The organism is Pseudomonas simiae, from assembly GCF_900111895.1.
Classification (GTDB): domain Bacteria; phylum Pseudomonadota; class Gammaproteobacteria; order Pseudomonadales; family Pseudomonadaceae; genus Aquipseudomonas; species Aquipseudomonas simiae.
In genome coordinates this window covers 317460-342592 of sequence record NZ_FOKB01000002.1, presented here as the reverse complement: position 1 = coordinate 342592, position 25133 = coordinate 317460, and the positions used below count along the sequence as shown (strand labels likewise).

General features: G+C 58.4%; 17 protein-coding genes. 10 read left to right on the top strand and 7 right to left on the bottom strand.

The window, feature by feature from the left end:
• Positions 1–110: 110 nt before the first annotated feature.
• From BMZ57_RS07575 to BMZ57_RS07545, 7 genes are all read right to left on the bottom strand, one after another.
• Positions 111–4880, bottom strand: a complete 4770-nt coding sequence (locus BMZ57_RS07575; RefSeq protein ID WP_069672385.1) for an RHS repeat domain-containing protein — start codon at positions 4878–4880, stop codon at positions 111–113.
• 53 nt (positions 4881–4933) lie between these two features.
• Complete coding sequence (locus BMZ57_RS07570) at positions 4934–5905, bottom strand: hypothetical protein (RefSeq protein ID WP_069672386.1); 972 nt, start codon at positions 5903–5905, stop codon at positions 4934–4936.
• Positions 5906–6151: 246 nt separating this feature from the next.
• The gene (moaE, locus tag BMZ57_RS07565; RefSeq protein WP_069672387.1) at positions 6152–6601 is read right to left on the bottom strand and encodes a molybdopterin synthase catalytic subunit MoaE; all 450 of its coding nucleotides are present in this window, start codon (positions 6599–6601) and stop codon (positions 6152–6154) included.
• 2 nt (positions 6602–6603) lie between these two features.
• A complete protein-coding gene (gene moaD, locus BMZ57_RS07560) occupies positions 6604–6846 on the bottom strand; it encodes a molybdopterin converting factor subunit 1 (protein ID WP_010212960.1) in 243 nt (80 codons plus the stop codon).
• Positions 6843–7316: a cyclic pyranopterin monophosphate synthase MoaC gene (gene moaC / locus BMZ57_RS07555; protein WP_010212961.1), complete on the bottom strand. Its 474-nt coding sequence runs from the start codon at positions 7314–7316 to the stop codon at positions 6843–6845. The genes moaD and moaC overlap by 4 nt, the downstream gene beginning before the upstream one ends.
• Before the next feature lie 167 nt (positions 7317–7483).
• Positions 7484–8878: a PhoH family protein gene (locus tag BMZ57_RS07550; protein ID WP_005785025.1), complete on the bottom strand. Its 1395-nt coding sequence runs from the start codon at positions 8876–8878 to the stop codon at positions 7484–7486.
• A gap of 339 nt (positions 8879–9217) precedes the next feature.
• Positions 9218–10342, bottom strand: coding sequence for a polysaccharide deacetylase family protein (locus tag BMZ57_RS07545; RefSeq protein ID WP_021491849.1), 1125 nt, complete (start codon positions 10340–10342; stop codon positions 9218–9220).
• Positions 10343–10511: 169 nt separating this feature from the next.
• Here BMZ57_RS07545 and yaaA point away from each other — a divergent pair, with 169 nt between their 5' ends.
• The 10 genes from yaaA to BMZ57_RS07490 all read left to right on the top strand — a co-directional run bounded on the left by yaaA (position 10512) and on the right by BMZ57_RS07490 (position 25129).
• On the top strand, positions 10512–11291 hold the full coding sequence (gene yaaA, locus BMZ57_RS07540; protein WP_010212966.1) for a peroxide stress protein YaaA: 780 nt from the start codon (positions 10512–10514) through the stop codon (positions 11289–11291).
• An 835-nt stretch (positions 11292–12126) separates the two neighbouring features.
• Positions 12127–13443: a nucleotide sugar dehydrogenase gene (locus BMZ57_RS07535; RefSeq protein WP_010212967.1), complete on the top strand. Its 1317-nt coding sequence runs from the start codon at positions 12127–12129 to the stop codon at positions 13441–13443.
• A gap of 83 nt (positions 13444–13526) precedes the next feature.
• Entirely contained in the window at positions 13527–15008 is a 1482-nt protein-coding gene (alg8, locus tag BMZ57_RS07530) for a mannuronan synthase (RefSeq protein WP_032882964.1), read from the top strand.
• A gap of 38 nt (positions 15009–15046) precedes the next feature.
• Entirely contained in the window at positions 15047–16213 is a 1167-nt protein-coding gene (locus BMZ57_RS07520) for an alginate biosynthesis protein Alg44 (RefSeq protein WP_010212971.1), read from the top strand.
• A gap of 89 nt (positions 16214–16302) precedes the next feature.
• Positions 16303–17727, top strand: coding sequence for an alginate biosynthesis TPR repeat lipoprotein AlgK (algK, locus tag BMZ57_RS07515; RefSeq protein WP_422393848.1), 1425 nt, complete (start codon positions 16303–16305; stop codon positions 17725–17727).
• Positions 17724–19211 carry an alginate export family protein gene (locus BMZ57_RS07510; protein ID WP_010212974.1) on the top strand — a complete coding sequence of 496 codons (1488 nt, stop codon included), beginning with the start codon at positions 17724–17726 and terminating at the stop codon, positions 19209–19211. Before algK ends, BMZ57_RS07510 begins: the two co-directional genes overlap by 4 nt.
• Positions 19211–20800, top strand: a complete 1590-nt coding sequence (gene algG / locus BMZ57_RS07505; RefSeq protein ID WP_029529241.1) for a mannuronan 5-epimerase AlgG — start codon at positions 19211–19213, stop codon at positions 20798–20800. The genes BMZ57_RS07510 and algG overlap by 1 nt, the downstream gene beginning before the upstream one ends.
• An 11-nt stretch (positions 20801–20811) precedes the next feature.
• Positions 20812–22260, top strand: coding sequence for an alginate O-acetyltransferase (locus BMZ57_RS07500; protein WP_010212978.1), 1449 nt, complete (start codon positions 20812–20814; stop codon positions 22258–22260).
• 8 nt (positions 22261–22268) lie between these two features.
• On the top strand, positions 22269–23378 hold the full coding sequence (locus BMZ57_RS07495; protein ID WP_010212979.1) for a mannuronate-specific alginate lyase: 1110 nt from the start codon (positions 22269–22271) through the stop codon (positions 23376–23378).
• A gap of 218 nt (positions 23379–23596) precedes the next feature.
• Positions 23597–25129: an MBOAT family O-acyltransferase gene (locus tag BMZ57_RS07490; protein WP_010212981.1), complete on the top strand. Its 1533-nt coding sequence runs from the start codon at positions 23597–23599 to the stop codon at positions 25127–25129.
• Positions 25130–25133 lie beyond the last annotated feature (4 nt).

Genomic DNA, 25133 nt, shown 5'->3' with positions numbered 1-25133 from the left:
AACCAAGGACGAAGAAGCAGGGCTTTATGTACCTGCTTTTTTGTCCACTATTTCCAGCGGAGCGACATCGCCGCAACGCTTTCCACGTTGCTGATGTGTTTGAATCACCCTTACCGTTGTGGTGCCGCCTGGTAAAGCTCACTCAGGATCGGCTGACGAATACGTAAAGCCTCCTCCCTGAACGCCAGATAAAACCGGTTTGCGGTGTCTGGCATGTCGGCGATGTGCGCCAGCTCCGAACGTGATTGCGACTGCGCCTCACGTCTTTCCCCCTTAGTCGCGTCGTCCACTTCGGAAGGGGAGTCGAGAGCGTCGTAACGCGCCACCAACGAGCGCATCAAATTAGCCGTTCTGACAAATGCTCGTGTGGAACCGAACGCCTTACTGCTAGTGGTCACCGCTTTACCGAATTTAAAGGTTCGACCCAAGATTAATTTGCTCCCACTCCTCAGCGCCTCACGCAGTGGGACGTCGACAACAAAACCAGCTGTGTTCTTCCCTACATCCACCCCCGTCTTCGCCGCGCCATACGCTTTACTCGCAGCCCCCCAGGCGTTGTACCCACTGGCTGACCAACTGGCGATGGAAAAGGAGAAAGACGCCCACCCCAGATTTTTAATGTGATGGGAGCGATCCCATCCGTTTGCGTTATCAACCGCTTCTATACTCAGTGCGGTCACCCCTAAGATGTTGCCAATGACACCCATCGTCGCTCCGACGACGGCTACTATCTGGGCCGAGGTAACGGCGGCTAAACCAGCAGCAGCAATGCCTGCCAAACCTGCCCCCAGTGTCACAACGCCAAACGCCAACGCAGCCCCTGTGAAAGCCCACTTCAACCAGGTCGGCCACAACCCGCTGGGGTCCATCATGTTGGTCGGATTACACGCAGCGTACCCATAACCATTGACCCCACCTTCATCGAAAGGGCTCAGCGGATCAGCCTGCAGAAATATCATCAGGCGCGGGTCATAGGCGCGCACGCCGCTGCCGAGGACGTAGAGGTTGGTCGCTACGTCCAGTCGCTGGCCATTGATTCCAGGTAGTTGCAGGTCGGCCATGCTGCGGGCCTTACCATCGTCCAGCGATATCGTCGTATCGCCATAGGGCGTGTAGTGTCGCCGCACATGAGCCTCGCTTGGGGCGGTTATGCCGCGCACGCTGCCAGAGGCATCGTTGGCATACAACTGCACCCCATCCACCCCACCGCTGAGTGCCATCACTTGATCATCGCCGTTGGCGTAACGGATGGTTTTGTTCCCCTCAACCAGTAGTTCAAGGCCTTCGCCGCTATAGGCCAACCTCACTGGCGGCTCATCGCCCCGGGATGCAACGACCTGTCGGGAGTCGGCATCGTACTGGTAGCTGTACTGGTCGGAACCGGCGTGCACACCTGTCAGTTGCTCAAAGGCATTGTACGTATAGACCTGCCCAGACGGTCCTGCCTGCAGGTTGCCCGCCGCATCGTACGTCAGGGTCACATCTTGTGGTGGTGCCGTATGGGTCAGGCGAGTCAATCGTGTCGGATCGGCGCCGGTGAAAAATCGCTCGCAGATGTCCTGCGTGCCATCGACAAAGGTGGTCACTACGCCGGTGATATTGTTGAGGCCATCTAAGCTGAAGTCCTGCCCGACAATGCCTCTCCCCAAATGATCCTGAGGCTGTTCGAGGCCTTCGCAACGGTAGGTTTTCAACCGTAAGAAAGCGTCGTAGGTGAACGTTTCACCAATCACCACCCGCGAACTCGCGTCTCGAAGAAAGCGGGTCGCCAACAGACTGTTGGCGTGATACGTATTGGTCATCACCTGCAGCAGTACACCGTTCTCCTCGAAGCGGCGTTCGGCTTCCCGTCCCCATGCATCATAAGACACCTTGGTCACCACCGTCGTGTCCTCATAGACCGTGGTCAGGTCCTGAGGCCGGCCAAGGGTATCGTAGCCTTGCTCGATCACCATGGGCCCGGTGGTGATCCGGGAAAAACGCCCGTAAATATCGTACTCAAGCGTGCTGAGCTGACCATCGGCAGCCGTTTGATGCAACAGGCGCCCACCAGGAGAATGGCTATACAGCGCAGTGAGTGACTCACCGTTGGCGGTTTGAATATCCTTTTCTGGATGGCCATTCGCGTCCTGAAAATACTCGTGAATCAGGCCATCGGTTTCCGAGCGGGTCAACATGCTGGTAGTTGCATCATGTCGGTAGGCGCTCACCGGAAGCCCTGTCATCTCTCTACGGATCGGTACACCCAACTCTTTATCGTAAGTCAGCGTCTGACGATGACCCCGTGGGGAAGTTATGGCGACAGGCTCAGTCCATCCAGACTCATACTCCCAGGTTGTGGTCTGCCCCGTCCCGCGCGTCTGACTGGTCAAGCGGCCCAAGCTGTCATAAGTACGGGCCCCCAGACACTTGCCATCGACCGCCAACGCACTGATCATTGCGTCGCTGGTGCCGGGGGCATAGTCCGTTTTTTGCAGCCTTTGCGGCGTGCCATCAAGCGGTATTTCAAGGGTCGTCATTAACCGGTCGAAGGCATCATAGGTAAACTCGGTGCGCTTGTTGCCCATATTATCCAGTACCGACAGGCAGCGCCCCAAGCCATCGTAGGTGCGCGACTCCACTTCGACAGTCGCGCCGCCTGCGTCGAGACGTTCCACTTTTACCGGCTGATTGTGCTCATTGAAGTAACGCCTCAAGCGCTCGCCGCCTTCAACTCCTTCGACCCTGAGGTTGAGCAGTGGATCGTACTCATCGATCTGCACACTGCCATCGGCGCGGGTCACACGACTGGAGTTGCCCCAATGGTTATAGGAGTAGGTGCTTTTCAATGAGCGCTGCCCATCGGTCAGGTAATCGTGCTTGACCACTTCCGATAGTTGCTCCAACGCGTCGTAACGCCACGTTCTGGTGACACGCTCCTGGTCACGGTTGGCACCGATCAATTGAGCTTCGGACACTTGGCGCCCGACACCATCAAAGTAGGTAATGACCTGGTTATTTTGCGCATCAGTGGTGATCAAATGAGCACGTTTTTCCGGCGTCGCAAAATGATAGGCGTAACGCCGCCCGGCTTGCTGGGGTTTGCCGAGAGAAACTGTTTCCGCTGTCAAACGGCCACTGACATCGAACGCCAGATCCAGTGAGCAACCACCGTCTCGAGTCATCGACAGCAACCGCCGATTGACCAGCGAGAGCGTGCGTGCCGACTCAAGCCATTGCCCTTCACGCCCCATCATGCGCCGGGTCTCAACAAGGTTGCCCGCCGCAACGGTGTAGGTGAAGTGACTGGTCAACGCAAGCTCGTCGATTGTATTGGACGTGCTTTTCAATCGACCAACCAACAAGACGGGTGTGTCGTAGTAGGTATGCCGCGTGCTGAACAGGTCAGGTTGAGTCACCGACTCCTGCACCACAAAGTAGCTGTTACCCGTCTGTGGCACACGGGTATGTGTGTACTCGGTGAGTCGTGCGGCTGGCGTATCGCCTGCGGCAACAAGGCGCTCTTGCTTCACGAAGCGCTGGAACAAACCATGGGGGTCGGCCGGACACTTTCCCGCCTCGCCCGCGACCGGGTAATAGCTGCGTTCGACACAAACGCCAGAGGCTTCGGTACGACTTAGCTCGTTGCCATAGTCATCGGTCTCCATGGTTTGCACTTCTTCACGAGCGTTGCCGCCAGCAACCAATTCGAAGCGTCTGACCACCTGCCGAGGCAATTGCAGGTTGGGCGGCTGATCAGGGAACAATTTTCCAGGGAGGATGTTATAGGCAAGACTTGTGGTGGTTCGGGTCCCTTCGCGGGTCACGCGCTCCTCGGTCAACAGGTGGAACTTGTTATAGGTCATGCGGGTGGCATACAACGGGGCATCATTGTTGCTCACATCAATGACCGTCTCTTCGCCCCAATAGGCATAGTCACCGGCAATCAGGTACATGTTTTCTTCACCCGGAGTGAAGCCACCCGAGTAGGGATAACCTGTGAAGTTAGTCCCCGCACTGTAACTGTACTTACGACCGATCGGTGGCTGATTACCCCCCGGGGTTTGCCGCCACCCCACCACGCGCGGGATGTACTGATTGTTTGCGTATTGATGGCCATTCTCTTCGTAGCTGATGAGTGTGTTACCCCCCATCGGTGAGTTGACTTCGCTGATCGCGATGAGGCCGTTGCGAAACGGTCTGTGGTAGACAAATGTATAGGCCGCAGTTTCCGGAGCCTGTGTACGATCGTAAGGGACAGTGACGCGCACTAGTTGGTTGTTAACATTCCCATAGGCAATTCGAGTACGGGCATACCGGCCACCGTCAATCAAAACGTCGGCCTCCACAAGTAAGGCGCCCATGTAGGTCAACACCAACAAGTCTTGCCCTTGATCGTTCTGAATGCGCTCCAACGGCCCCCCCTGGAGATAAGAAAAGCGCAAGCGCTCACCGTTTTCAAACTGAATGGCTGTGATCTTGTAAGGCCCAGAGCTACTCGGGCGCCCTAGGATTTCAAGGGTGCCGTCCTTATAAATCACATGAAGCGTGGACTCGCCGACACGCTGGACCACCAGGTCCTTGAGCTTTCGGTCCTTGATCACCAATGTGCGCCCCACAGACGGCAGCCCATGGGTTTGGTATTGCTCACCTGTCAACAACGTCAGCTTTGAAGTCGCCAGATCAAACTCCGTGTTGTCAAGGCGCCACCCGGCGCCATAGTTACCTGAGACATCTGAGTTCAACAGGGAGAAGGAGAGTGCAATTTCACGACTTATTTCCAACGGCCCCTGCGGGTAGAGTGTGGCCAGTGCAATACGGCAAACGTACTGACCAGTGCGCGTGTCGACAACGCCATTGAGGCGGCTATTGAAGTTAAAAGCATTGGAGTAAACGTTCATAAAAGTGAAAGCCCCTATTCAAAATAGATGCGCGTCACAACCCCAATCAACAACTAAGTTCTTAACACCAGCACATTTCCTTTGTCGGTGAAGCCAATATAAAAAACGTGCTCACACCCATAGTTATCCCACAGACGCCATCCACTTTGCCGGTTGTCATCGGGAGTATTGATCCACCCTCTATATCGCGCAGCACGCATAATGGTAGACATCTTATTATAAAGAACCTCCCCCGAACCATTGTCCTTCTGAATTTTATCCACTGTTAACCTACCGCTCTCAACCATTACAACACCACCTTTAAACCGGATCCCATCGTTCGTATGCTGAACATACGAGGTATGAAAATGTGACCCTTCTCCCTCGACAACCACGGGCGAATCCAAACCCCGATTTTCAACAAAACGAATACCTTTAACGGTTGGCGTCATATAATAGATATCTATATCGACTTTATTGTGGTTGTGGGAGTACGCATCAAGGTCGACATAGGTACTCAGCTCGTTAATCTCTAACCGGTAGGGTCTAGTGAGTTGGATATCCACGTAACTCTGAAAGGGTACCCCCCCCACCGATCCATTGGTGGTATACGTTTTTCCCCCTACGTAAATTTTTGCCATTAACCTTTCGGTCCCTATGGACGCGCTCGTACCGGCTCTCATATACAACTTTATCAATTCAAAACTGCTGTCAACAGGGTCGAATTCTGCCCTAGGCTCTTCCGCGGAGTCTTCCGTGCCTAGCGGCCGCAGGCCTACGTCGAATTGGTTTTTAGTTTTATCGCACGACCACCCCCGAGGAAGTACGGATTCAGGAAAACCATAAGCCGTAATTGTTGCGCTATTGCGCTCAGTTGTAGTTAACGGAGTTTCAATATAGCTGCCATTGGCATCTTCGACTTCTTTCTTTATCAATATATTTAACTGGCATTGATGCCGACCGTTGGCATAAAGCTCATTAGTCCAGTTCTGCCCGTTAGGCAGCTTCACCTCAAAGGCTCTTATAACAATGTCGCCCGCGGCCATAACGCTCTCCTTCACGCATGCCTCATGCTGTCGCACTGGCGGCATGACCATCAAAGTAAATTTAACTACCTAGACTTATTTAATATTCAGCGCGGCACCGTGCCTACTGTCAGAACTGACAGGCAAGCGGTGTTTTTCAGATTAGTTTTGAATTAAAAGACTGTCGCTCAGAGCGTTTCAACTGAGCCATGCGCTCAAACCTCGTTATCACCTTGAGCATGTATTAACGAGGTTTTTAACCTTGCATTACTTCCAGCGCAGCGCCGCATCATGGTCGCTACTGCGACCTTCTACCCAGCGGGGGCCCTGAGGCGTATTTTCCTTCTTCCAGAACGGCGCCCGCGTCTTCAAGTAATCCATCACAAACGCACAGGCATCAAACGCTGCCTGACGATGGGCACTGGCTGCCGCGACAAACACAATCGGCTCGCCCGGCTCCAGCGCGCCGATGCGGTGAAGCACTTCCAGCTTGAGCAACGGCCAGCGCTGCTCGGCTTCGACGGTGATCTTGGCCAGGGCTTTTTCGGTCATGCCGGGGTAGTGTTCAAGGAACATTCCCGCCACATCCAGGCCGTCGTTGAAGTCGCGCACATACCCAACAAAGCTCACCACCGCCCCCACGCCGACATTGGCCGCGTGCATGGCATTCACCTCGACGCCCGGATCAAACGCCTGGGCTTGCACACGAACGGCCATGGTCAGCCTCCCGTCACGGGGGGGAAGAACGCCACGTCGTCACCTGCCTGCACCGGTTCCTCGAGGTCGCACAACTCTTCGTTGCGCGCGCACATCAGGCTGGTCTCGTTGAGTACCGCGAACGCAGGGTCGCTGGCCAACGCGAGGCGCACAGCATCGACGGTGGCGAAATCGCCCTCCATCTCCAGCGAATCAAAGCCCACAGCCTCTGCGTAACGTGCAAAAAACAATACGTTGATGCTCATGCCTGATCCGCCTTGAAATGCCCGCTTTTACCGCCGAGCTTTTCCAGCAGGCGGATGTTTTCGATGGTCATGCCGCGGTCCACGGCCTTGCACATGTCGTAGAGGGTCAATGCGGCGACACTGGCGGCCGTCAGCGCTTCCATCTCCACGCCGGTCTGCCCCGAGAGTTTGCAGCGCGCCACAATGTGTACGGAGTCTGCGCCCTCGGCGCTCAATTCGACCTTGACGCCGGTCAGCATCAGCGGATGGCACAGCGGGATAAGGTCACTGGTTTTTTTCGCGGCCTGGATCCCGGCAATGCGGGCCACGGCAAACACGTCGCCCTTGGGATGGGCGCCGTCGACAATCATTTGCAGGGTCTCGGGCAACATGCGCACGCGCGCTTCGGCCACCGCCTCGCGGAACGTCACGGACTTGTCGGTGACGTCGACCATATGGGCGCGACCTTGGGAATCGAGATGAGTCAGCACGGGGATACTCCTGATCAGGAGCGTCGATTGTAAACCTAACACCGATCAAAATGTGGCAGCAGCCTTACGTGAGAGCGGACTTGCTCCCGAATGCGGCGTGTCAGCCAATAAAGCCGGCGACTGACACACCGTTTTCGCGAGCAAGCCCGCTCCCACAGTGATTGCGTTTACAAATGCGATTCGGCGTATTCAGCCAGAATCGAACGAGGTACCCCTTGCAGCGCAATATGCACGCCGTTCGGGAAGTCCTTGAAGCGTTCCGTCAGGTAGGTCAGCCCGGAGCTGGTCGCGGACAGGTAGGGGGTGTCGATCTGTGCCAGGTTACCCAGGCACACCACTTTGGAACCGGCGCCGGCACGGGTGATGATGGTTTTCATCTGGTGCGGGGTGAGGTTCTGGCATTCATCGATCAAAATCAGGCTCTGCTGGAAGCTGCGACCTCGGATGTAGTTGAGGGATTTGAACTGCAACGGCACTTTGCTGAGTATGTAGTCGACGCTGCCATGGGTGTTTTCGTCATCCATGTGCAAGGCTTCGAGGTTGTCGGTAATCGCCCCCAGCCACGGTTCCATTTTTTCCGCTTCGGTGCCGGGCAGGAAGCCGATTTCCTGGTCCAGGCCCTGCACACTGCGGGTGGCGATGATGCGGCGATAGCGCTTGGTCACCATGGTCTGCTCGATGGCGGCAGCCAGGGCAAGAATGGTTTTACCGGAACCGGCAGCACCGGTCAGGTTGACCAGGTGGATGTCCGGGTCGAGCAGCGCATACAGCGCCAGGCTCTGGTAGATGTCACGCGGTTTCAGGCCCCAGGCTTCCTGGTGCAACAGGGGTTCCTGATGCAGGTCGAGGATCAGCAGCTTGTCGACCTGGATCTCTTTGATCCAGCCCACGAAGCCTTGTTCGTCGACGATGAATTCATTGATGTGCACGGCCGGCAGGTTGTCGATCAACTGCACCTGGTGCCAAGTGCGGCCATGGTCCTGGCGGGTTTCGACCTTGCTGACGCGGTCCCAGAATGAGCCAGTCATCATGTGATAACCACGGGACAGCATCGACACGTCGTCGACCAGTTGGTCGGTACTGTAGTCCTCGGCCGCGATCCCACACGCTCGGGCCTTGAGACGCATATTGATGTCTTTGGTCACCAGCACCACGCGCAGGTCCTTGTCGCGGGCGTGCAGGTCGATCAATTGGTTGATGATTTTGTTGTCGTTCAGATTCTCCGGCAGCAGGCTGTTGGGCTCGCTGCGCTTGCTCATCAGAATCGACAGCAAGCCCTTGGGCCCGCTTTTGCCGCGCTGGATCGGTACGCCGACTTCGACGTCCTCCGGCGACGCTTCGCCCAATGTCTTGTCGATCAGGCGGATGGCCTGGCGGCATTCGGCGGCAACGCTGTGGTGCCCACTTTTGAGTTTGTCGAGCTCCTCAAGCACGATCATCGGGATGGCGACGTGGTGTTCTTCGAAGTTGAGCAGTGCGTTTGGATCGTGAATCAGTACGTTGGTATCAAGCACATAAAGGATTGGCTGGTCGGAAGAAGGGTTACGTCCATGATCATCCATACTCGGTCACCTTTGTGGGAGCCAGTCGACGCAATACCTGGGCGGTGCTGCGCCTCGATTCGACCACCGACTGCACCTGAGTGACGTCAAGCGCAGTGCCCACCTGAGGAGTCTTGGAAGACGCCACCTGTGCTGCAGGTTTCGGCGATCTGACTTCGTAATACCGCAAAACGTGTGACAGAAAAAAGCACTTTGACGTTTTTTTGAAGTTTATTTTTCAGGATGACGAATAGCACTAGCCGCGTGCCACGTACCCCGCTAAAGTCGGAAGTCCGCCTGCATCGAAATCTCGCACAAAATCACCCCGAAATCGCCTCACACCCAACAGGGCCGGGCACTTCAGCGAAATGCCTCCCGGCAGTCCTGCCAACCCAGACCACTCTGCGCCGTCGCCTGCAACAGCATGGGTAGTGCTACCCGCGCCTTGTCCTGGGTGTCGTGAAACACAATCACGCCTTTGCGCCACAGCAGCATCAACGTCAGCACCCGCTGCGCCGACTCATCGGCCTTGAGCTTGCCCGGCTCGTCCTGGGAATCGATGTCCCACAATGCCACTTGCAAGCCTTGGGCTTGAAAGAAACCCTGGCTGTCTGCGCGACGTTGACCATAGGGAGGACGGAACAGCGGCACGTAGTTTTCCGGCATCAGGTTTTGCGCCAGTGTCGCGCTGCGGGTGATGGAACTCTGCCAGTCCACCCAATGGCTGTGGGAGCGGTACTGCCAACCCTGGGAGCCCACGCACTGACCCTGGTACAGCGCCTGCACATCGGCAACCGAACTGCGTTCGACACGGGTTTGCAGGCTGCTGCCGAGGGCGAAGAACGTGGCGTTCATCTTCTGCTTGCGCAGGTAGTCGGTGAGCCAGTCGGTATTGCCGCCGACCGGGGCCGGGCCGCCGTCAAAGGTGAGCAGGAACAGGCGATCGTTGAATTCATCGCCATTGCGCTCATGGTCGCCAAAGCGCGCGACTTCACTGCTGATCTGCGGGAACAGCGCGGCCTTGCGCAGCAGCTCGTCCAGATAGCGCTCATGAAAGTGCCGGCTGGGGTCGGCCCAGCCTATATAGAAGGAATCTGCACTGACCTCGAACTTGCCCGCCTGCTCGCGCAGGTCGTCCATGCTCTCTACCAGGTAGCAGAATGAGGCATCTACCTCGCAGCTCTGCTGGGCAAAAGTGTAGTTCTCCAACAATCGCTGCCAGAGCTGGCGACGCAGGTCGTCAATGGCGGAGAGGTTAATGATCTTCAGGCCCAGGCGCTGCTTGAGCGCGGCTTCGTCCTGATTCTCGCTGGCCAGCAGGCTGTGGGCGAACATCAGGATTTCGGCGCGTGAGGCCACGTCGAACAACGCCGGGCTGCCGAGTTTTTCGGGCCAGGTGCCACGGTCCAGGCTGGCCACATCCACGGGCGCCGCCCGGGCATTCAGGCACAACATACAAGCCAACAACAAAAGCGCTATTCGCACACGGGGTCTCCCTCTCCAGAGTCACCGGCCATCATAGCGGACTAACTGCCGATTATCGTCGGCGCGCGCTTGCTCGCGCCTACAGAAATCGGGGTATCTATGGGCTTCATAGGTGGAGTCAAAACGCCCCAGCCCCTAGAATCCCTTCACGATTACAGGAGACGACTTCATGCTGATGGTGATTTCACCCGCCAAGACCCTCGATTTCGAGACCGCGCCTGCGACCCAGCGCTTTACACAGCCGCAGTACCTGGACCACTCTCAGGAGCTCATCGAGCAACTGCGCGAGTTCAGCCCGGCGCAAATCAGCGAATTGATGCACGTATCCGACAAGATCGGCGGCCTCAACGCCGCCCGTTTCGGCAGCTGGACCCCGGCGTTCACCCCCGCCAATGCCAAGCAAGCGCTGCTGGCGTTCAAAGGCGACGTATACACCGGGCTGAATGCCGACACTTTCAGCGATGCCGACTTCTCCTACGCCCAGGACCACCTGCGCATGCTCTCGGGCCTGTACGGTCTGCTGCGCCCCCTGGACTTGATGATGCCGTACCGCCTGGAGATGGGCACCAAGCTGCCCAATGCCCGTGGCAAGGACCTGTACGCGTTCTGGGGCACACGTATCAGCGAATGGCTGAACGAAGCGTTGGCTGAACAAGGCGATGACGTTCTGTTGAACCTGGCCTCCAACGAGTACTTCTCGGCGGTCAAGCGTACGGCCCTGAACGCGCGGATCATCAACACCGAGTTCAAGGACCTGAAGAACGGCCAGTACAAGATCATCAGCTTCTATGCCAAGAAAGCACGGGGCATGATGAGCCGCTTTGTGATCGAAGAACGCATCAATGACCCGGCCAAGCTCAAGGCGTTTGATGTGCAGGGCTATCGCTTCAATGCCGAGCAGTCGAAGCCGGACAACCTGGTGTTTTTGCGCGATCACGCACCGGAATAAGGCGGCTCCGCCCGTCACCACACGGAATATCAACTGTGGGAGCAGGTAAGCCAGCTCCCACTTTTTTATCCAGCTCACTCAGAAAATAGTCATTATTTTGACGTCAAAAAACATTCCGAAACCTCTCTAACAATTCTTTCACTCGACATTCGTCGTTTTTTTTCGTAGTGGCACCACTTTTTTTAAAGTGTAGTGGCACAAAACTATCTCCCTGTACCAACTCCCCACAACTACTGGCCCAAGTAGCAAGTGCTATCAATATAGTACCAGTGCCATCTTTCCTAATATTTCAAGAAATTTCCGGAAACAGGATGAGCGGCCTGGAACTTCGTCTAAACGCACGGCTCATACCACCGGTAACGAAATTCTCTGTTTCTGTAGGAGATGACTTACACCATGACCCAAGGAAGTAGCAAAGTTGCCCCATCAACTTTGACTCATGGGTCATAACATCAACTGATATGAGTTGAGGGCGGCGATAAGGATGAATTGCTATCCCCTATAGGCCAAGGGAGCGCTTACCCAAATGTGTCAGTGATGACACCCAAGGTGTTGATAGTTAAAGGCTTAAAGCTTCTATCTGCACCCTGAGGCACTGGCGTCGGCACCTTCCACCAGGAAGGCCGGCTGCATTTCAGGGCAAGCCCCAATAACAAGGCCAAGTTGCGCACAACTTGAGTGCAATAGTTAGTCACTCACTAATTAACATGCCTGTACGCGGTAAGTCGGCGTCTATTCGCCCAACTTTCGTGGCATCAGTGACGCTTGCAAACATGAACTCCGGCCATTAATTGGCATGATTAATACAGTCTTCAATGACAAAGAGGTAAATGCGATGCGCATCAGCATATTTGGTCTCGGTTACGTTGGCGCAGTATGTGCCGGTTGCCTGTCTGCCCGTGGCCACGAAGTGGTTGGCGTAGACATCTCCAAGGACAAGATTGACCTGATCAATGCCGGCAAATCGCCAATCGTTGAACCGGGTCTGGGCGAGTTGTTGAGCCAGGGTATCGAAACCGGCCGACTACGCGGCACGACCAACTTCGCCGAAGCCATCCGTGATACCGACCTGTCGATGATTTGCGTCGGTACGCCGAGCAAGAAAAACGGCGATCTGGAACTGGACTACATCGAAGCGGTATGCCGCGAAATCGGCCTGGTCCTGCGTGACAAAGCCACCCGCCACACCGTGGTCGTGCGCAGCACCGTACTGCCGGGCACCGTGGCCAACGTGGTAATCCCGATCCTTGAAGACTGCTCCGGCAAAAAAGCCGGCGTCGACTTCGGTGTCGCGGTCAACCCGGAATTCCTGCGTGAATCCACCGCCATCGCCGACTACGACCTGCCACCGATGACGGTCATTGGCGAATTCGACAAAGCCTCCGGCGATGTCCTGCAGTCGCTGTACGAAGAACTCGATGCACCGATCATCCGCAAGGACATCGCCGTTGCCGAGATGATCAAGTACACCTGCAACGTGTGGCACGCCACCAAAGTGACCTTCGCCAACGAGATCGGCAACATTGCCAAGGCCGTCGGCGTCGACGGTCGCGAAGTGATGGAAGTGGTTTGCCAGGACAAGACCCTCAACCTGTCCCAGTACTACATGCGCCCTGGCTTCGCCTTCGGTGGTTCGTGCCTGCCTAAAGACGTGCGTGCCCTCACCTACCGCGCCAGTTCCCTGGATGTGGAAGCACCACTGCTCAACTCGCTGATGCGCAGCAACGAATCCCAGGTACAGAACGCCTTCGACATCGTTTCCAGCCACGATAAACGCAAAGTCGCGCTGCTGGGCCTGAGCTTCAAGGCCGGCACCGATGACCTGCGCGAAAGCCCATTGGTGGAGCTGGCCGAAATGCTGATCGGCAAAGGCTTCGATCTGAGCATCTACGACAGCAACGTCGAGTACGCCCGTGTCCACGGCGCGAACAAAGACTACATCGAAGGCAAGATCCCGCACGTGTCGTCCCTGCTCAACTCGGACTTCGACGACGTGATCAACAACTCCGACGTGATCATCCTGGGCAACCGCGATGAGAAGTTCCGTGCCCTGGCGCATAACGCACCGCACGGCAAGCAAGTGATCGACCTGGTGGGCTTCATGGCCAATGCCACCAGCGCCGGTAGCCGCACCGAAGGTATTTGCTGGTAAGAGCAACGGCAAGTTCCGGGCTGCAAGCGTACCCATCCCCAGCGCTTGCAGCCTGGAGCCTTCTTCACCTTCGGATGACGCTTATGTCCAAGTTAAAACACGTACTGCTCCAATCCGCCGGCTGGCTGTTCTTTCTGAGCCTGCTGATGGGACTCGCCCTGCTTTTGCCGGCGAGTACGTTCGACTCCGAGTCGAAGAATTTTATTTTCCTGATTGGCGCCGTCGGCATCTGGCGCTACTCGATGGGTGCTACGCATTTCTTTCGCGGCATGCTGTTTCTCTACGTGGTCTACCCACACCTGCGCCGTAAAGTGCGCAAGCTGGGCAAAGCTGCCGACCCATCCCATGTGTTCCTGATGGTCACCAGTTTCCGTATCGATGCGCTGACCACCGCGCAGGTCTACAGCTCGGTGATCCGTGAAGCCATCGAATGTGGCTTTCCCACCACCGTGGTCTGCTCGCTGGTGGAAATGTCCGATGAGCTGCTGGTGAAAAGCCTGTGGGAACGCATGAACCCGCCGGAACACGTGAAGCTCGATTTTGTGCGTATCGCCGGTACCGGCAAGCGCGACGGCCTGGCCTTCGGTTTCCGCGCCATCTCCCGCCACCTGCCGGATGACCGCGCAGTGGTTGCGGTGATCGATGGCGACACCGTGCTCGCCGAAGGCGTGGTACGCAAAACCGTGCCGTGGTTCCAGCTGTTCGACAATGTCGGCGGCCTGACCACCAACGAGTTCTGCGAAGTGCGCGGCGGCTACATCATGAGCGAGTGGCACAAGCTGCGCTTCGCCCAGCGCCACATCAACATGTGCTCCATGGCCCTGTCCAAGCGCGTACTGACCATGACCGGTCGTATGTCAGTGTTCCGCGCCAGTGTAGTGACCGACCCGGGCTTTATCGCCGACGTGGAAAGCGACTCGCTGCAACACTGGCGCCTGGGCCGCTTCAAGTTCCTGACCGGTGATGACAAGTCCAGCTGGTTCAGCCTGATGCGCCTGGGCTACGACACGTTCTACGTGCCGGACGCGGCGATCCACACCGTGGAACACCCGCCGGAAAAGAGCTTCATCAAGGCCAGCCGCAAACTGATGTTCCGCTGGTACGGCAACAACCTGCGCCAGAACTCCCGTGCCCTGGGCCTGGGTATGCGTCGGTTGGGCCTGTTCACCAGCATCGTGTTGTTCGACCAGCGCGTCTCGATGTGGACCTCCCTGCTCGGCCTGACCGTGGCAATTATCGCCACCTTCAAGTACGGCGGCGCGTTCATCCTCGCGTACCTGCTGTGGATCGGCATCACCCGTCTGATTCTGACCCTGCTGCTGTCGTGCTCCGGCCACAAGATCGGCCCGGCGTACCCGGTGATTCTCTATTACAACCAGATCATGGGCGCGCTGGTGAAGATCTACGTGTTCTTCCGCCTTGATCAACAGTCCTGGACCCGCCAGGACACCAAACTGACCCGCGATTTGGCCAGCTTTCAACGTTGGTTCAACACCTGGTCGTCTCGGACCATGACCTTCTCCGCCGGCAGCATTTTCGTCGCCGTGTTGCTGATGATGGTCTGACCCTGCCAAGCCTGAATTAACCAAGGAATTACACCGTCATGAACAGCCAAGTAAACGCCAACGTTGTCCACGAATCCGAAGCCCAGCGCCAACATGCCCGGGTAAAAATCCCGGCCAAGCTGCGCTTCTTCAACACCGACCGCACCCAGACCGAAGCACGGGTCATCGACCTGTCGGCCGGCGGCCTGGCGTTCACCGCCACGCAGCCGCTGACCGTGGGGGAAGTGCACAAGGGTCGCCTGCAATTCGTCATCGACAACCTCGGCCTGGCCATGGATGTGGAGTTGCAGATCCGCTCCTACGATCGCCAGAGCGGCCGTACCGGTTGCCAGTTCCAGAACCTCGACGCTCAGGACATTTCCACCCTGCGCCATCTGATCACCTCGCACCTGTCCGGTGACATCGTGACCATGGGCGACGTGCTGGCGACCCTGCAACGCGACAACTTCACCAAGGCGCGCAAGGTCAAGGACGGCGGCAGCAACATGAGCGCCTTCGGCCGCCTGCGCGCCGTGACGTTCAGCCTGGCGATCTTCCTGGTCGGCCTCGCCGCGTTCGGTTTTGTCTTCAAGTCGATCTACGGCATGTACTTCGTCAGCCACGCCCAGGCAGGCCTGGTCAACGTACCCGGCATGAACGTGACCATGCCGCGCGACGGCACTGTGCAAAGCCTGCTCAAGGGTGACGGGATCGCTGCCAAAGGCGCGCCATTGGCGACCTTCAGCACCAGCATGCTGGACGTGCTCAAGGGTCACCTGGACGAAGACCAACTGCAACCGGCCAAGGTTGAAGAGCTGTTCGGCAAGCAAATGACCGGCACCCTGACGTCGCCCTGCGATTGCGTGGTGGCCCAGCAAATGGTCGCGGACGGTCAGTACGCCAACAAAGGTGATGTGATCTTCCAACTGGTGCCGCGCGGCAGCCTCGCCAATGTTGAAGCGCGCTTCACCTATCGCCAGTTCGCCGACGTTCGCCCAGGTACACCGGTGAGCTTCCAGGTGGCCGACGAAGAACAGATCCGTACCGGCACCATCGTCAGCAGCACCAGCCTGAACAGCGCCGACCTGTCCTCCGACATTCGCGTGCAGATCAAGCCTGACGCACCGCTGGACAGCACCTACGCCGGTCGCCCGGTGGAAGTGACCAGCGACCGTGGCCCGTCCCTGAACTGGCTGATCGATAAAGCCATGGCCCACGGTCTGTAAGCGAGGACATGCCTGTGACGACTTTCTCAAAAACACCGCAATCCCTGTGGGAGCGGGCTTGCTCGCGAAAGCAGTGTGTCAGCCAGCACATGCATCAACTGACAGGGCCCCTTCGCGAACAAGCCCGCTCCCACATGGGTACTGCGGCGTTGCTAGCTGTTGCAGTCAGCCTCGCCGGTTGCGCCGGCCTGCCCGACCAACGCCTGGCTAACGAAGCGTTGAAACGTGGCGACACCGTCACCGCCCAGCAGAATTACCAGCAACTGGCAGACCTGGGTTACAGCGAGGCCCAGGTGGGCCTGGCTGACATCCAGGTCGGCACCCGCGATCCGGCGCAAATCAAACAGGCTGAAGCCACCTACCGCGCCGCGGCGGACACTTCGCCCCGCGCCCAGGCCCGTCTCGGTCGCCTGCTGGTGGCCAAGCCTGGCAGCACCGAAGCCGAACACCATGAAGCCGAAGGCCTGCTGAAAAAAGCCTTTGCCAATGGCGAAGGCAACACCCTGATTCCACTGGCGATGCTGTACCTGCAATACCCGCACAGCTTCCCGAATGTGAATGCCCAGCAGCAGATCAGCAAATGGCAGGCCGCCGGTTACCCGGAAGCCGGCCTCGCCCAAGTGCTGCTGTATCGCACTCAGGACACTTACGACCAGCATCTGGATGACGTGGAGCGCATCTGCAAGGCCGCGCTGAATACCACCGATATCTGCTACGTCGAGTTGGCCACGGTTTACCAGAAAAAAGCCGAGCCGGAAAAGCAGGCCGAGCTGCTCAAGCAGATGGAAGCCGGCTACAGCCGTGGCACCGTCACTGCACAGCGCGTCGACAGCGTAGCCCGTGTATTGGGTGACGCATCGCTTGGCAAGACCGACGAAAAAACCGCCCAGGCGCTGCTGGAAAAAATCGCCCCCGGCTACCCGGCTTCGTGGGTCAGCCTGGCACAACTGCTCTACGACTTCCCCGAACTGGGCGATGTCGACCAGATGATGAAGTACCTGGACAACGGCCGCGCCGCCGACCAACCGCGCGCCGAGCTGTTGCTGGGCAAGCTCTACTACGAAGGCAAGTGGGTGCCCGCCGACGCCAAGGCCGCCGAAGCACACTTCGAAAAAGCCGTGGGCAAGGAAGTGGCCGCCGATTACTACCTCGGCCAGATCTATCGCCGTGGCTACCTGGGCAAGGTTTACCCGCAAAAAGCCCTGGACCACTTGCTGACCGCTGCGCGCAATGGCCAGAACAGCGCCGATTTCGCGATTGCCCAATTGTTTTCCCAAGGCAAGGGCACCAAGCCCGACCCATTGAATGCCTATGTCTTCAGCCAGTTGGCTAAAGCCCAAGACACGCCAGAGGCCAATGACTTGGCCACGCAGCTGGAAACCCCACTGACTCCGGAGCAACGCGCCCAAGGCCAACGCCTGGTGCAACAGGAACTGGCCGCCCGCGGCACCCTGGCTCAGAGCACGCTGCAACTGCACGCCCTGGAAGAAGAAGACGGCGAGGAATCCCTATGAAGCTCAACCCATTCGTCAAGGCCGGCATCGGCCTGACCTTCGCCCTGCTGTGGTCGTGCCCTACCCTGGCCGCGCTGACCGAAGCCAAAAACTTCGGCCTGGAAGTCAAAGCCACCGCCCAGTCCGAAGATGACCGCGACCTCGGCACGCAGAAAGGCGGCGACGTCAACGGTATCGGCCTCGACCTGCGCCCGTGGATCTACGGTGAAAGCGGCGCGTGGAGCGCCTATGCCATGGGCCAGGCGGTGGTATCGAGCGACATCATCGAGACCGACACGCTGCAACAGTCGGCGGATGACGAAAACCAGCAGACCACCAACAACGACCGCAAAACCAAGAAAAACTACTTGGCCATGCGTGAGTTCTGGGTCGGCTACAGCGGCTTCACGCCTTACCCCGGCGAGATCCTCAAGTTGGGCCGCCAACGCCTGCGCAATGACGACGGCCAATGGCGCGACACCAACATCGAAGCGCTGAACTGGACCTTCGACACCACCTTGCTCAAGGCCAACGTCGGCGTCGCTGAACGCTTCAGCGAATACCGCACCGACCTCAAGGAACTGTCGCCCAAGGATAAGGACCGTCAGCACCTCTACGCCGACGCCGCCTACCAGTGGACGCCAGGCCAGTGGATCGGCCTGCGCGCTCACCACACCCATGACGACGGCAAGCTGGACTACCCGGAACCGGGCGTCGCCACTGACTCGCTGGACAAGCGCGAGAACGGCGACCTGACCTGGCTCGGCATCGAAGCCAACAGCGACGCCTACAACTGGCGCAACACCAACACCGTCAACTATTGGGCGAGCATCACCGGTATGCAGGGCGACCGCGACACGGTCAACGCCTTGAACGCCGACGGCACCCGTCCGACCACGGCCAAGCGCAGCGATGACGTGAATGGCTGGGCCACCGACCTGGGTATCCGCCTGCGCCTGGACCCACAGTGGCAAGTCGGTGCGGCCTACTCCCGCGCCAGCGCCGAGTACGAGCAGAACGGCCTGCAAAGCAACCGTTCGAACTGGACCGGCACCCAGTCCCGCGTGCACCGCTTCGGCGAAGCCTTCCGTGGCGAGATGAACAACATGCAGTCCATGAGCCTGTTCGGCTCCTGGCAGCTGCGCGAGGACTACGACGCCAGCCTGGTGTACCACAAGTTCTGGCGCGTCGACGGTAACAAGCCGGTGGGCAGCAACGGCATCGATGCCGTACAGAACAACACCGATGACGTGACCGGCGCGATCCTGTCCAGCACTTCCCTGCCGCTTGAAGACGGCAAGAAAGACCTGGGCCAGGAGATGGACCTGGTAGTCACCAAGTACTTCAAGACCGGCCTGTTGCCGGCTGCGCTCAGCCAGTCGATCGACGAGCCATCGGCCCTGGTGCGTTTCCGTGCAGGTGTGTTCAAGCCGGGCGACGCCTATGGCAGCCAGGTTGACTCGTACATGCATCGCGCCTTTGTCGACGTGATCTGGAAGTTCTGATGGGAGCCTGCGCAATGAACCCTCAAGCCCTCAAAGGCTCGGCCATGTTGGCGGCAGCGATGCTGCTGGCCAGCGCTGCTGCCATGGCCGATGTCGCGCCGCAGGCTAAAGCGCCGACCATCGCCAAAGAGCTGCAACAGGCCAAGACCTACACCATCTCCAGCCCGCCGACCGCGCCGCTGGAAATGGCCAAGCCGGCCCTGCCGGACCTGTCGGGCTATACCGACGCGGCGATGGAAAAAAAGATCGTGCGCGCCAAGCCAGGCAAGATCAGCATCCGCCGCATGATGCAGGAAGATGCCCTTAAGGACTTCATCGGCGGTGACAACAAGATGGCCGAATGGGTGGTGCGCCAGCACGGCATTCCCCAGGCGATCTTTGTCGACGACGGCTACATGAACCTCAAGGACTTGCTGGGCAAGGTGCCCAAACAGTACCTGAGCGAGACATCGCCGGGTGTATTCCTGGCCAAGTTGCCAATCGTGGTCGGTCGCAAGGGCATCCTGGAAATCGACAAGAAAACCCAGGAGTTGCGCCTGTCCCAGGAAGGCGGTTCGTTCCTGATCAACGACGGCCAGCTGTTTGTGCGTGACACCAAAGTCACCGGCTGGAGCGAAAAAGCCAACGGCCCGGCGCTGTTCAAGTCGCCAAAGGAATTCCGTCCGTTTCTACTGGCGTGGGGCGGCACCGAGACTTACATCTCCAACACCAAGATGGCCAGTTTCGGCTACGCCAACAGTAAGTCGTACGGGGTGAGTATTTCCCAGTACACGCCGAACATGGCCAAGGTGCTCAAGCGTCCAGAGCCGACCGGCTGGATCATCAACTCCGAGTTCTCGGACATGTGGTACGGCTTCTACTGCTACGAGACCACGAACTTCGTGATCAAGGGCAATACCTACAAAGACAACATCGTCTACGGCATTGACCCCCACGACCGTTCCCACGGTCTGATCATCGCGGACAACACCGTCTACGGCACCAAGAAGAAGCACGGCATCATCATTTCCCGGGAAGTGAACGACAGCTTCATCTTCAACAACCGCAGCTACGACAACAAGCTCTCCGGCCTGGTACTCGACCGTAACAGCGTCAACAACATCGTGGCCGACAACGAGTTCTACCGTAACCACACCGACGGCATCACCCTCTATGAGAGCGGCGACAACCTGCTGTGGGGCAACAAAGTGATTGCCAACCGTCGCCACGGTATTCGCGTGCGTAACAGCGTGAACATCAAGCTGTACGAAAACACCTCGATGGCCAACGGCCTGACCGGGCTTTACGGCCACATCAAGGACTTGACCGACACCGACCGCGACATCGCCCTCGACCCGTTCGACGCCAAGGTCTCGCTGATCGTGGTCGGTGGTGAACTGGCGGGTAACGGCAGCGGGCCGCTGTCCATCGACTCGCCGTTGAGCGTGGAGCTGTACCGCGTGTCGATGCTGGCGCCGACCAAATCCAGCGGCATCAGCTTCAACGGCGTGCTGGGCGATCGCCAGGAAGAGATTCTCGACCTGCTGGTACGCCAGCAGAAAGCCGTGCTGATCGACCCTGTCGAACGCCAGACCGAATTGCAGGACTGAGGATGACCCTTATGCACCCACACATGATCAAACTGTTGAGCCTCTCGGGTCTGACCCTCGGCCTGCTCGCGGCCAGCCAGGGCGTGCGCGCCGACGAAGTCAAGGCACCGACCTTCACCGCCGAGCCGTGCTGCAGCCTGTGTCCGGCCGCCCACGATGCGCGCAACTACACCACGCGCTACCAGCAGAACTTCACCACCCTGGTGCAAGCCCAGGGCGACTGGTTGTTCCGGACCCAGGAAGACCTGCGCACCGAATTCGATACCACCCCGTCCGGCTACAAGCGCATGCAACAGCTGCACGATGCGTTCAAGGCCAAGGGCGTGGAACTGGTGGTGGTCTACCAGCCGACCCGTGGCCTGGTGAACCGCAACAAGCTCAACCCGGAAGAAAAAGCCAAGTTCGATTTCGACAAGGCACTGGCCAACTACAAGACCATGCTCGGCCGTTTCGCCAAGATGGGCTACGTGGTGCCGGACCTGTCGCCGTTGACCAACGAGCAACTGCCGGATGAGCTGCCAGCCCACGATTTCTACTTCCGTGGCGACCAGCACTGGACCCCGTATGGTGCCCAGCGCACGGCGAAAATCGTCGGCGCCAAAGTGCGTGCAATGCCTGAATTTGCCGATATTCCCAAGCGTGAATTCGAGACCAAAGTGTCCGGACGCATGGGCAAGACCGGCACCCTGCACAACATGGCCGGGCAACTGTGTGGCACCAGCTACGCGATCCAGTACATGGATCAGTTCTCCACCGAGCCCAAGGGCGAAGCGGGCGACGGCGACCTGTTCAGCGATTCGGGCAACCCGCAGATCACGCTGGTGGGCACCAGTCACAGTGGCAAGAACTACAACTTCGCCGGCTTCCTGGAGCAGGAAATCGGTGCTGACATCCTCAACGTCGCCTTCCCCGGCGGTGGCCTGGAAGGCTCGATGATCCAGTACCTGGGCAGCGAAGAATTCCAGAAGACCCCGCCAAAGATTCTGATCTGGGAATTCTCGCCGCTGTATCGCCTGGACCAGGAGACCATCTACCGCCAGATGATGGCGCTGCTGGACAACGGCTGCGAAGGCAAGACCGCGCAGATGACCGCCAGCACGACATTGAAGCCCGGCAAGAACGAATTGCTGGTTAACAGTTCGAATAAAGACCTGCGCAACGCCAACCACCAGGTTGATATCCGCTTCGCCGACCCGTCGGTGAAAACCCTGCAAGCCACCCTCTGGTACATGAACGGGCGCCACGAGGACATCAAGATCGAAAAACCCGAAACATCCGATACAGACGGGCGTTTCGCCTTTGAACTGCGCACCGATGAAGACTGGGCCTCGCAGAACTTGCTGGCCGTGGAAGTGCAGGGTCCCGAAGCGGGCGCTGCCGCGCAGAAAGTCGAAGCGAAAATTTGCACACGCAACGTATTCCCAGCCGGTGGTCAACAGACCGCCTCAACTGGGCAATGAGGTTACTTATGCAGAAGTTATTGATTCCCACGTTACTCGGCCTGGCGATGTTCGCCGGCTCAGTCAACGCCGCCGCCCCACTGCGTCCACCCCAGGGTTATTTCGCACCGATTGAAGCGTTCAAGACCGGCGACTTCAAGAATGACTGCGACGCCATGCCCGCGCCGTACACCGGCTCGCTGCAATTTCGCAGCAAGTACGAAGGCTCGGACAAGGCCCGTTCCACGCTGAATGTGCAATCCGAAAAAGCCTTTCGTGACAGCACCGCCGACATCACCAAGCTGGAAAAAGACACCAGCAAGCGGGTGATGCAGTTCATGCGCGATGGCCGGCCCGAACAACTGGAATGCACGCTCAACTGGCTGGCTACATGGGCTCGGGCAGATGCGTTGATGTCCAAAGACTTCAACCACACCGGCAAGTCCATGCGCAAATGGGCACTGGGCAGCATGGCGTCGGCCTATGTGCGCTTGAAGTTCTCCGAGTCGCACCCGCTGGCCAACCACCAGCAGGAATCGCAGCTGATCGAAGCCTGGTTCAACAAACTGGCCGACCAGGTGGTGAGCGACTGGGACAACCTGCCGCTGGAAAAAACCAACAACCACTCTTACTGGGCCGCCTGGTCGGTGATGGCAACGTCCGTCGCCACCAACCGTCGCGACCTGTTCGACTGGGCCGTGAAGGAATACAAGGTCGGCGCGAATCAGGTCGACGACCAAGGCTTCCTGCCGAACGAATTGAAGCGCCAGCAACGCGCCCTGTCGTACCACAACTACGCCCTGCCGCCGCTGTCGATGATCGCCAGCTTTGCCTTGGTCAACGGTGTGGACCTGCGCCAGGAAAACAACAGCGCGCTCAAGCGCCTGGGCGAAAAAGTGCTGGCCGGGGTCAAGGATCCGGAGATCTTCGAACAGAAGAACGGCAAAGAGCAGGATATGAAAGACCTCAAGGAAGACATGAAATATGCCTGGCTTGAGCCGTTCTGCACCCTCTACACCTGTGCGCCGGATGTGATCGAGCGCAAGCACGGGATGCAGCCTTTCAAGACGTTCCGCCTCGGGGGTGACCTGACCAAGGTCTACGACCCGGCGCACGAAAAAGGCAACAAAGGTTCCTGAGCGAACTCGGTAAAAAATGTGGGAGGGGGCTTGCCCCCGATAGCAGGGTGTCATTCAACACAGATGGCGACTGTTACACCGCCATCGGGGGCAAGCCCCCTCCCACATTTTTGAGCCGGTTTCGACAGTGAGAATGCAATACAGCCCTCCCCCGAAATCGTGGGGGGGTTTGGGGGGGCTCTGGCCCTTGACTGTTGGTTAAACATGGAGAGATCGGGATGGTTTTCTCGTCCAATGTGTTCCTGTTTCTGTTCTTGCCGATCTTTCTCGGCTTGTACTACTTGAGCGGGCAACGCTATCGCAACCTGCTGCTGCTACTGGCCAGCTACGTGTTCTACGCCTGGTGGCGAGTGGACTTCCTGGCGCTGTTCGCCGCCGTGACGCTGTGGAATTACTGGATCGGCCTCAAGGTCGGTGCGGCAGGCGTGCGCACCAAGCCGGCCCAGCGCTGGCTGCTGCTGGGCGTGGTGGTCGACCTGTGCATCCTCGGCTACTTCAAGTACGCCAACTTTGGCGTCGACAGCATCAACGTGATGATGAAGTCGGCCGGCCTGGAGCCGTTCATTCTCACCCACGTGCTGCTGCCGATCGGGATCTCGTTCTACATCTTCGAGTCCATCAGCTACATCATCGACGTGTATCGCGGTGATACCCCTGCAACCCGCAACCTGATCGACTTTGCGGCGTTCGTGGCGATCTTCCCGCACCTGATTGCCGGCCCGGTGTTGCGTTTCCGCGACCTGGCCGATCAGTTCAACAACCGCACCCACACCCTCGACAAGTTCTCCGAGGGCTGCACGCGGTTCATGCAGGGTTTCATCAAGAAGGTCTTCATCGCCGACACCCTGGCGGTGGTGGCCGACCATTGCTTCGCCCTGCAAAACCCGACGACGGGCGATGCCTGGCTCGGCGCGCTGGCCTATACCGCGCAGTTGTACTTCGACTTCTCCGGCTACAGCGACATGGCCATCGGCCTGGGCTTGATGATGGGCTTCCGTTTCATGGAGAACTTCAAGCAGCCGTACATCAGCCAGTCGATCACCGAGTTCTGGCGGCGCTGGCACATCAGCTTGTCCACCTGGCTGCGTGACTACCTGTACATCACCCTGGGCGGCAACCGTAAAGGCACGCTGACCACCTACCGCAACCTGTTCCTGACCATGCTGCTCGGCGGCCTGTGGCACGGTGCGAACATCACTTACATCGTGTGGGGTGCATGGCACGGCATGTGGCTGGCGATTGAAAAAGCCATCGGCCTCAACACGTCGCCGCGCAGCTTCAACCCGGTGCGTTGGGCCTTCACCTTCCTGCTGGTGGTGATGGGCTGGGTGATCTTCCGCGCCGAGAACCTGCACGTCGCCGGCCGTATGTACGGTGCGATGTTCAGCTTTGGCGAGTGGTCGCTGTCGGAACTCAACCGCGCCAACCTCACCGGCCTGCAAGTGGCAACCCTGGTGGTGGCGTATGCAACCCTGGCGTTCTTCGGCCTGCGCGACTTCTACACCAATCGTCCTGCCGAGAAGACCAAACCGGCCGACCCTAGCCTGATCAAGGCTGTGCCGGGCGACAACCCAGGCAGCATCCACGAACCCGGTTTCACCGTGGGCAAAGATGCCGCCGTGCAACCGGCCTACTGGACCGCTGACTGGCCACGCTACGCGATGCGCGCTGCGGTGCTGCTGCTGTTCGTGGCGTCGATTCTCAAACTGTCGGCGCAGAGTTTCTCGCCGTTCCTTTACTTCCAATTTTGAGGGA

What these genes read in the sequence shown, in the direction of transcription:
- moaE (WP_069672387.1), bottom strand. Translation starts at nt 6,601, where the DNA reads ATGGCCGTTCGTGTGCAAGCCCAGGCGTTTGATCCGGGCGTCGAGGTG.
- BMZ57_RS07500 (WP_010212978.1), top strand. Translation starts at nt 20,812, where the DNA reads ATGCACCCACACATGATCAAACTGTTGAGCCTCTCGGGTCTGACCCTC.
- BMZ57_RS07495 (WP_010212979.1), top strand. Translation starts at nt 22,269, where the DNA reads ATGCAGAAGTTATTGATTCCCACGTTACTCGGCCTGGCGATGTTCGCC.
- BMZ57_RS07490 (WP_010212981.1), top strand. Translation starts at nt 23,597, where the DNA reads ATGGTTTTCTCGTCCAATGTGTTCCTGTTTCTGTTCTTGCCGATCTTT.
- moaD (WP_010212960.1), bottom strand. Translation starts at nt 6,846, where the DNA reads ATGAGCATCAACGTATTGTTTTTTGCACGTTACGCAGAGGCTGTGGGC.
- BMZ57_RS07520 (WP_010212971.1), top strand. Translation starts at nt 15,047, where the DNA reads ATGAACAGCCAAGTAAACGCCAACGTTGTCCACGAATCCGAAGCCCAG.
- BMZ57_RS07550 (WP_005785025.1), bottom strand. Translation starts at nt 8,878, where the DNA reads ATGGATGATCATGGACGTAACCCTTCTTCCGACCAGCCAATCCTTTAT.
- BMZ57_RS07510 (WP_010212974.1), top strand. Translation starts at nt 17,724, where the DNA reads ATGAAGCTCAACCCATTCGTCAAGGCCGGCATCGGCCTGACCTTCGCC.
- algG (WP_029529241.1), top strand. Translation starts at nt 19,211, where the DNA reads ATGGGAGCCTGCGCAATGAACCCTCAAGCCCTCAAAGGCTCGGCCATG.
- yaaA (WP_010212966.1), top strand. Translation starts at nt 10,512, where the DNA reads ATGCTGATGGTGATTTCACCCGCCAAGACCCTCGATTTCGAGACCGCG.
- BMZ57_RS07575 (WP_069672385.1), bottom strand. Translation starts at nt 4,880, where the DNA reads ATGAACGTTTACTCCAATGCTTTTAACTTCAATAGCCGCCTCAATGGC.
- BMZ57_RS07535 (WP_010212967.1), top strand. Translation starts at nt 12,127, where the DNA reads ATGCGCATCAGCATATTTGGTCTCGGTTACGTTGGCGCAGTATGTGCC.
- algK (WP_422393848.1), top strand. Translation starts at nt 16,303, where the DNA reads ATGCATCAACTGACAGGGCCCCTTCGCGAACAAGCCCGCTCCCACATG.
- BMZ57_RS07570 (WP_069672386.1), bottom strand. Translation starts at nt 5,905, where the DNA reads ATGGCCGCGGGCGACATTGTTATAAGAGCCTTTGAGGTGAAGCTGCCT.
- alg8 (WP_032882964.1), top strand. Translation starts at nt 13,527, where the DNA reads ATGTCCAAGTTAAAACACGTACTGCTCCAATCCGCCGGCTGGCTGTTC.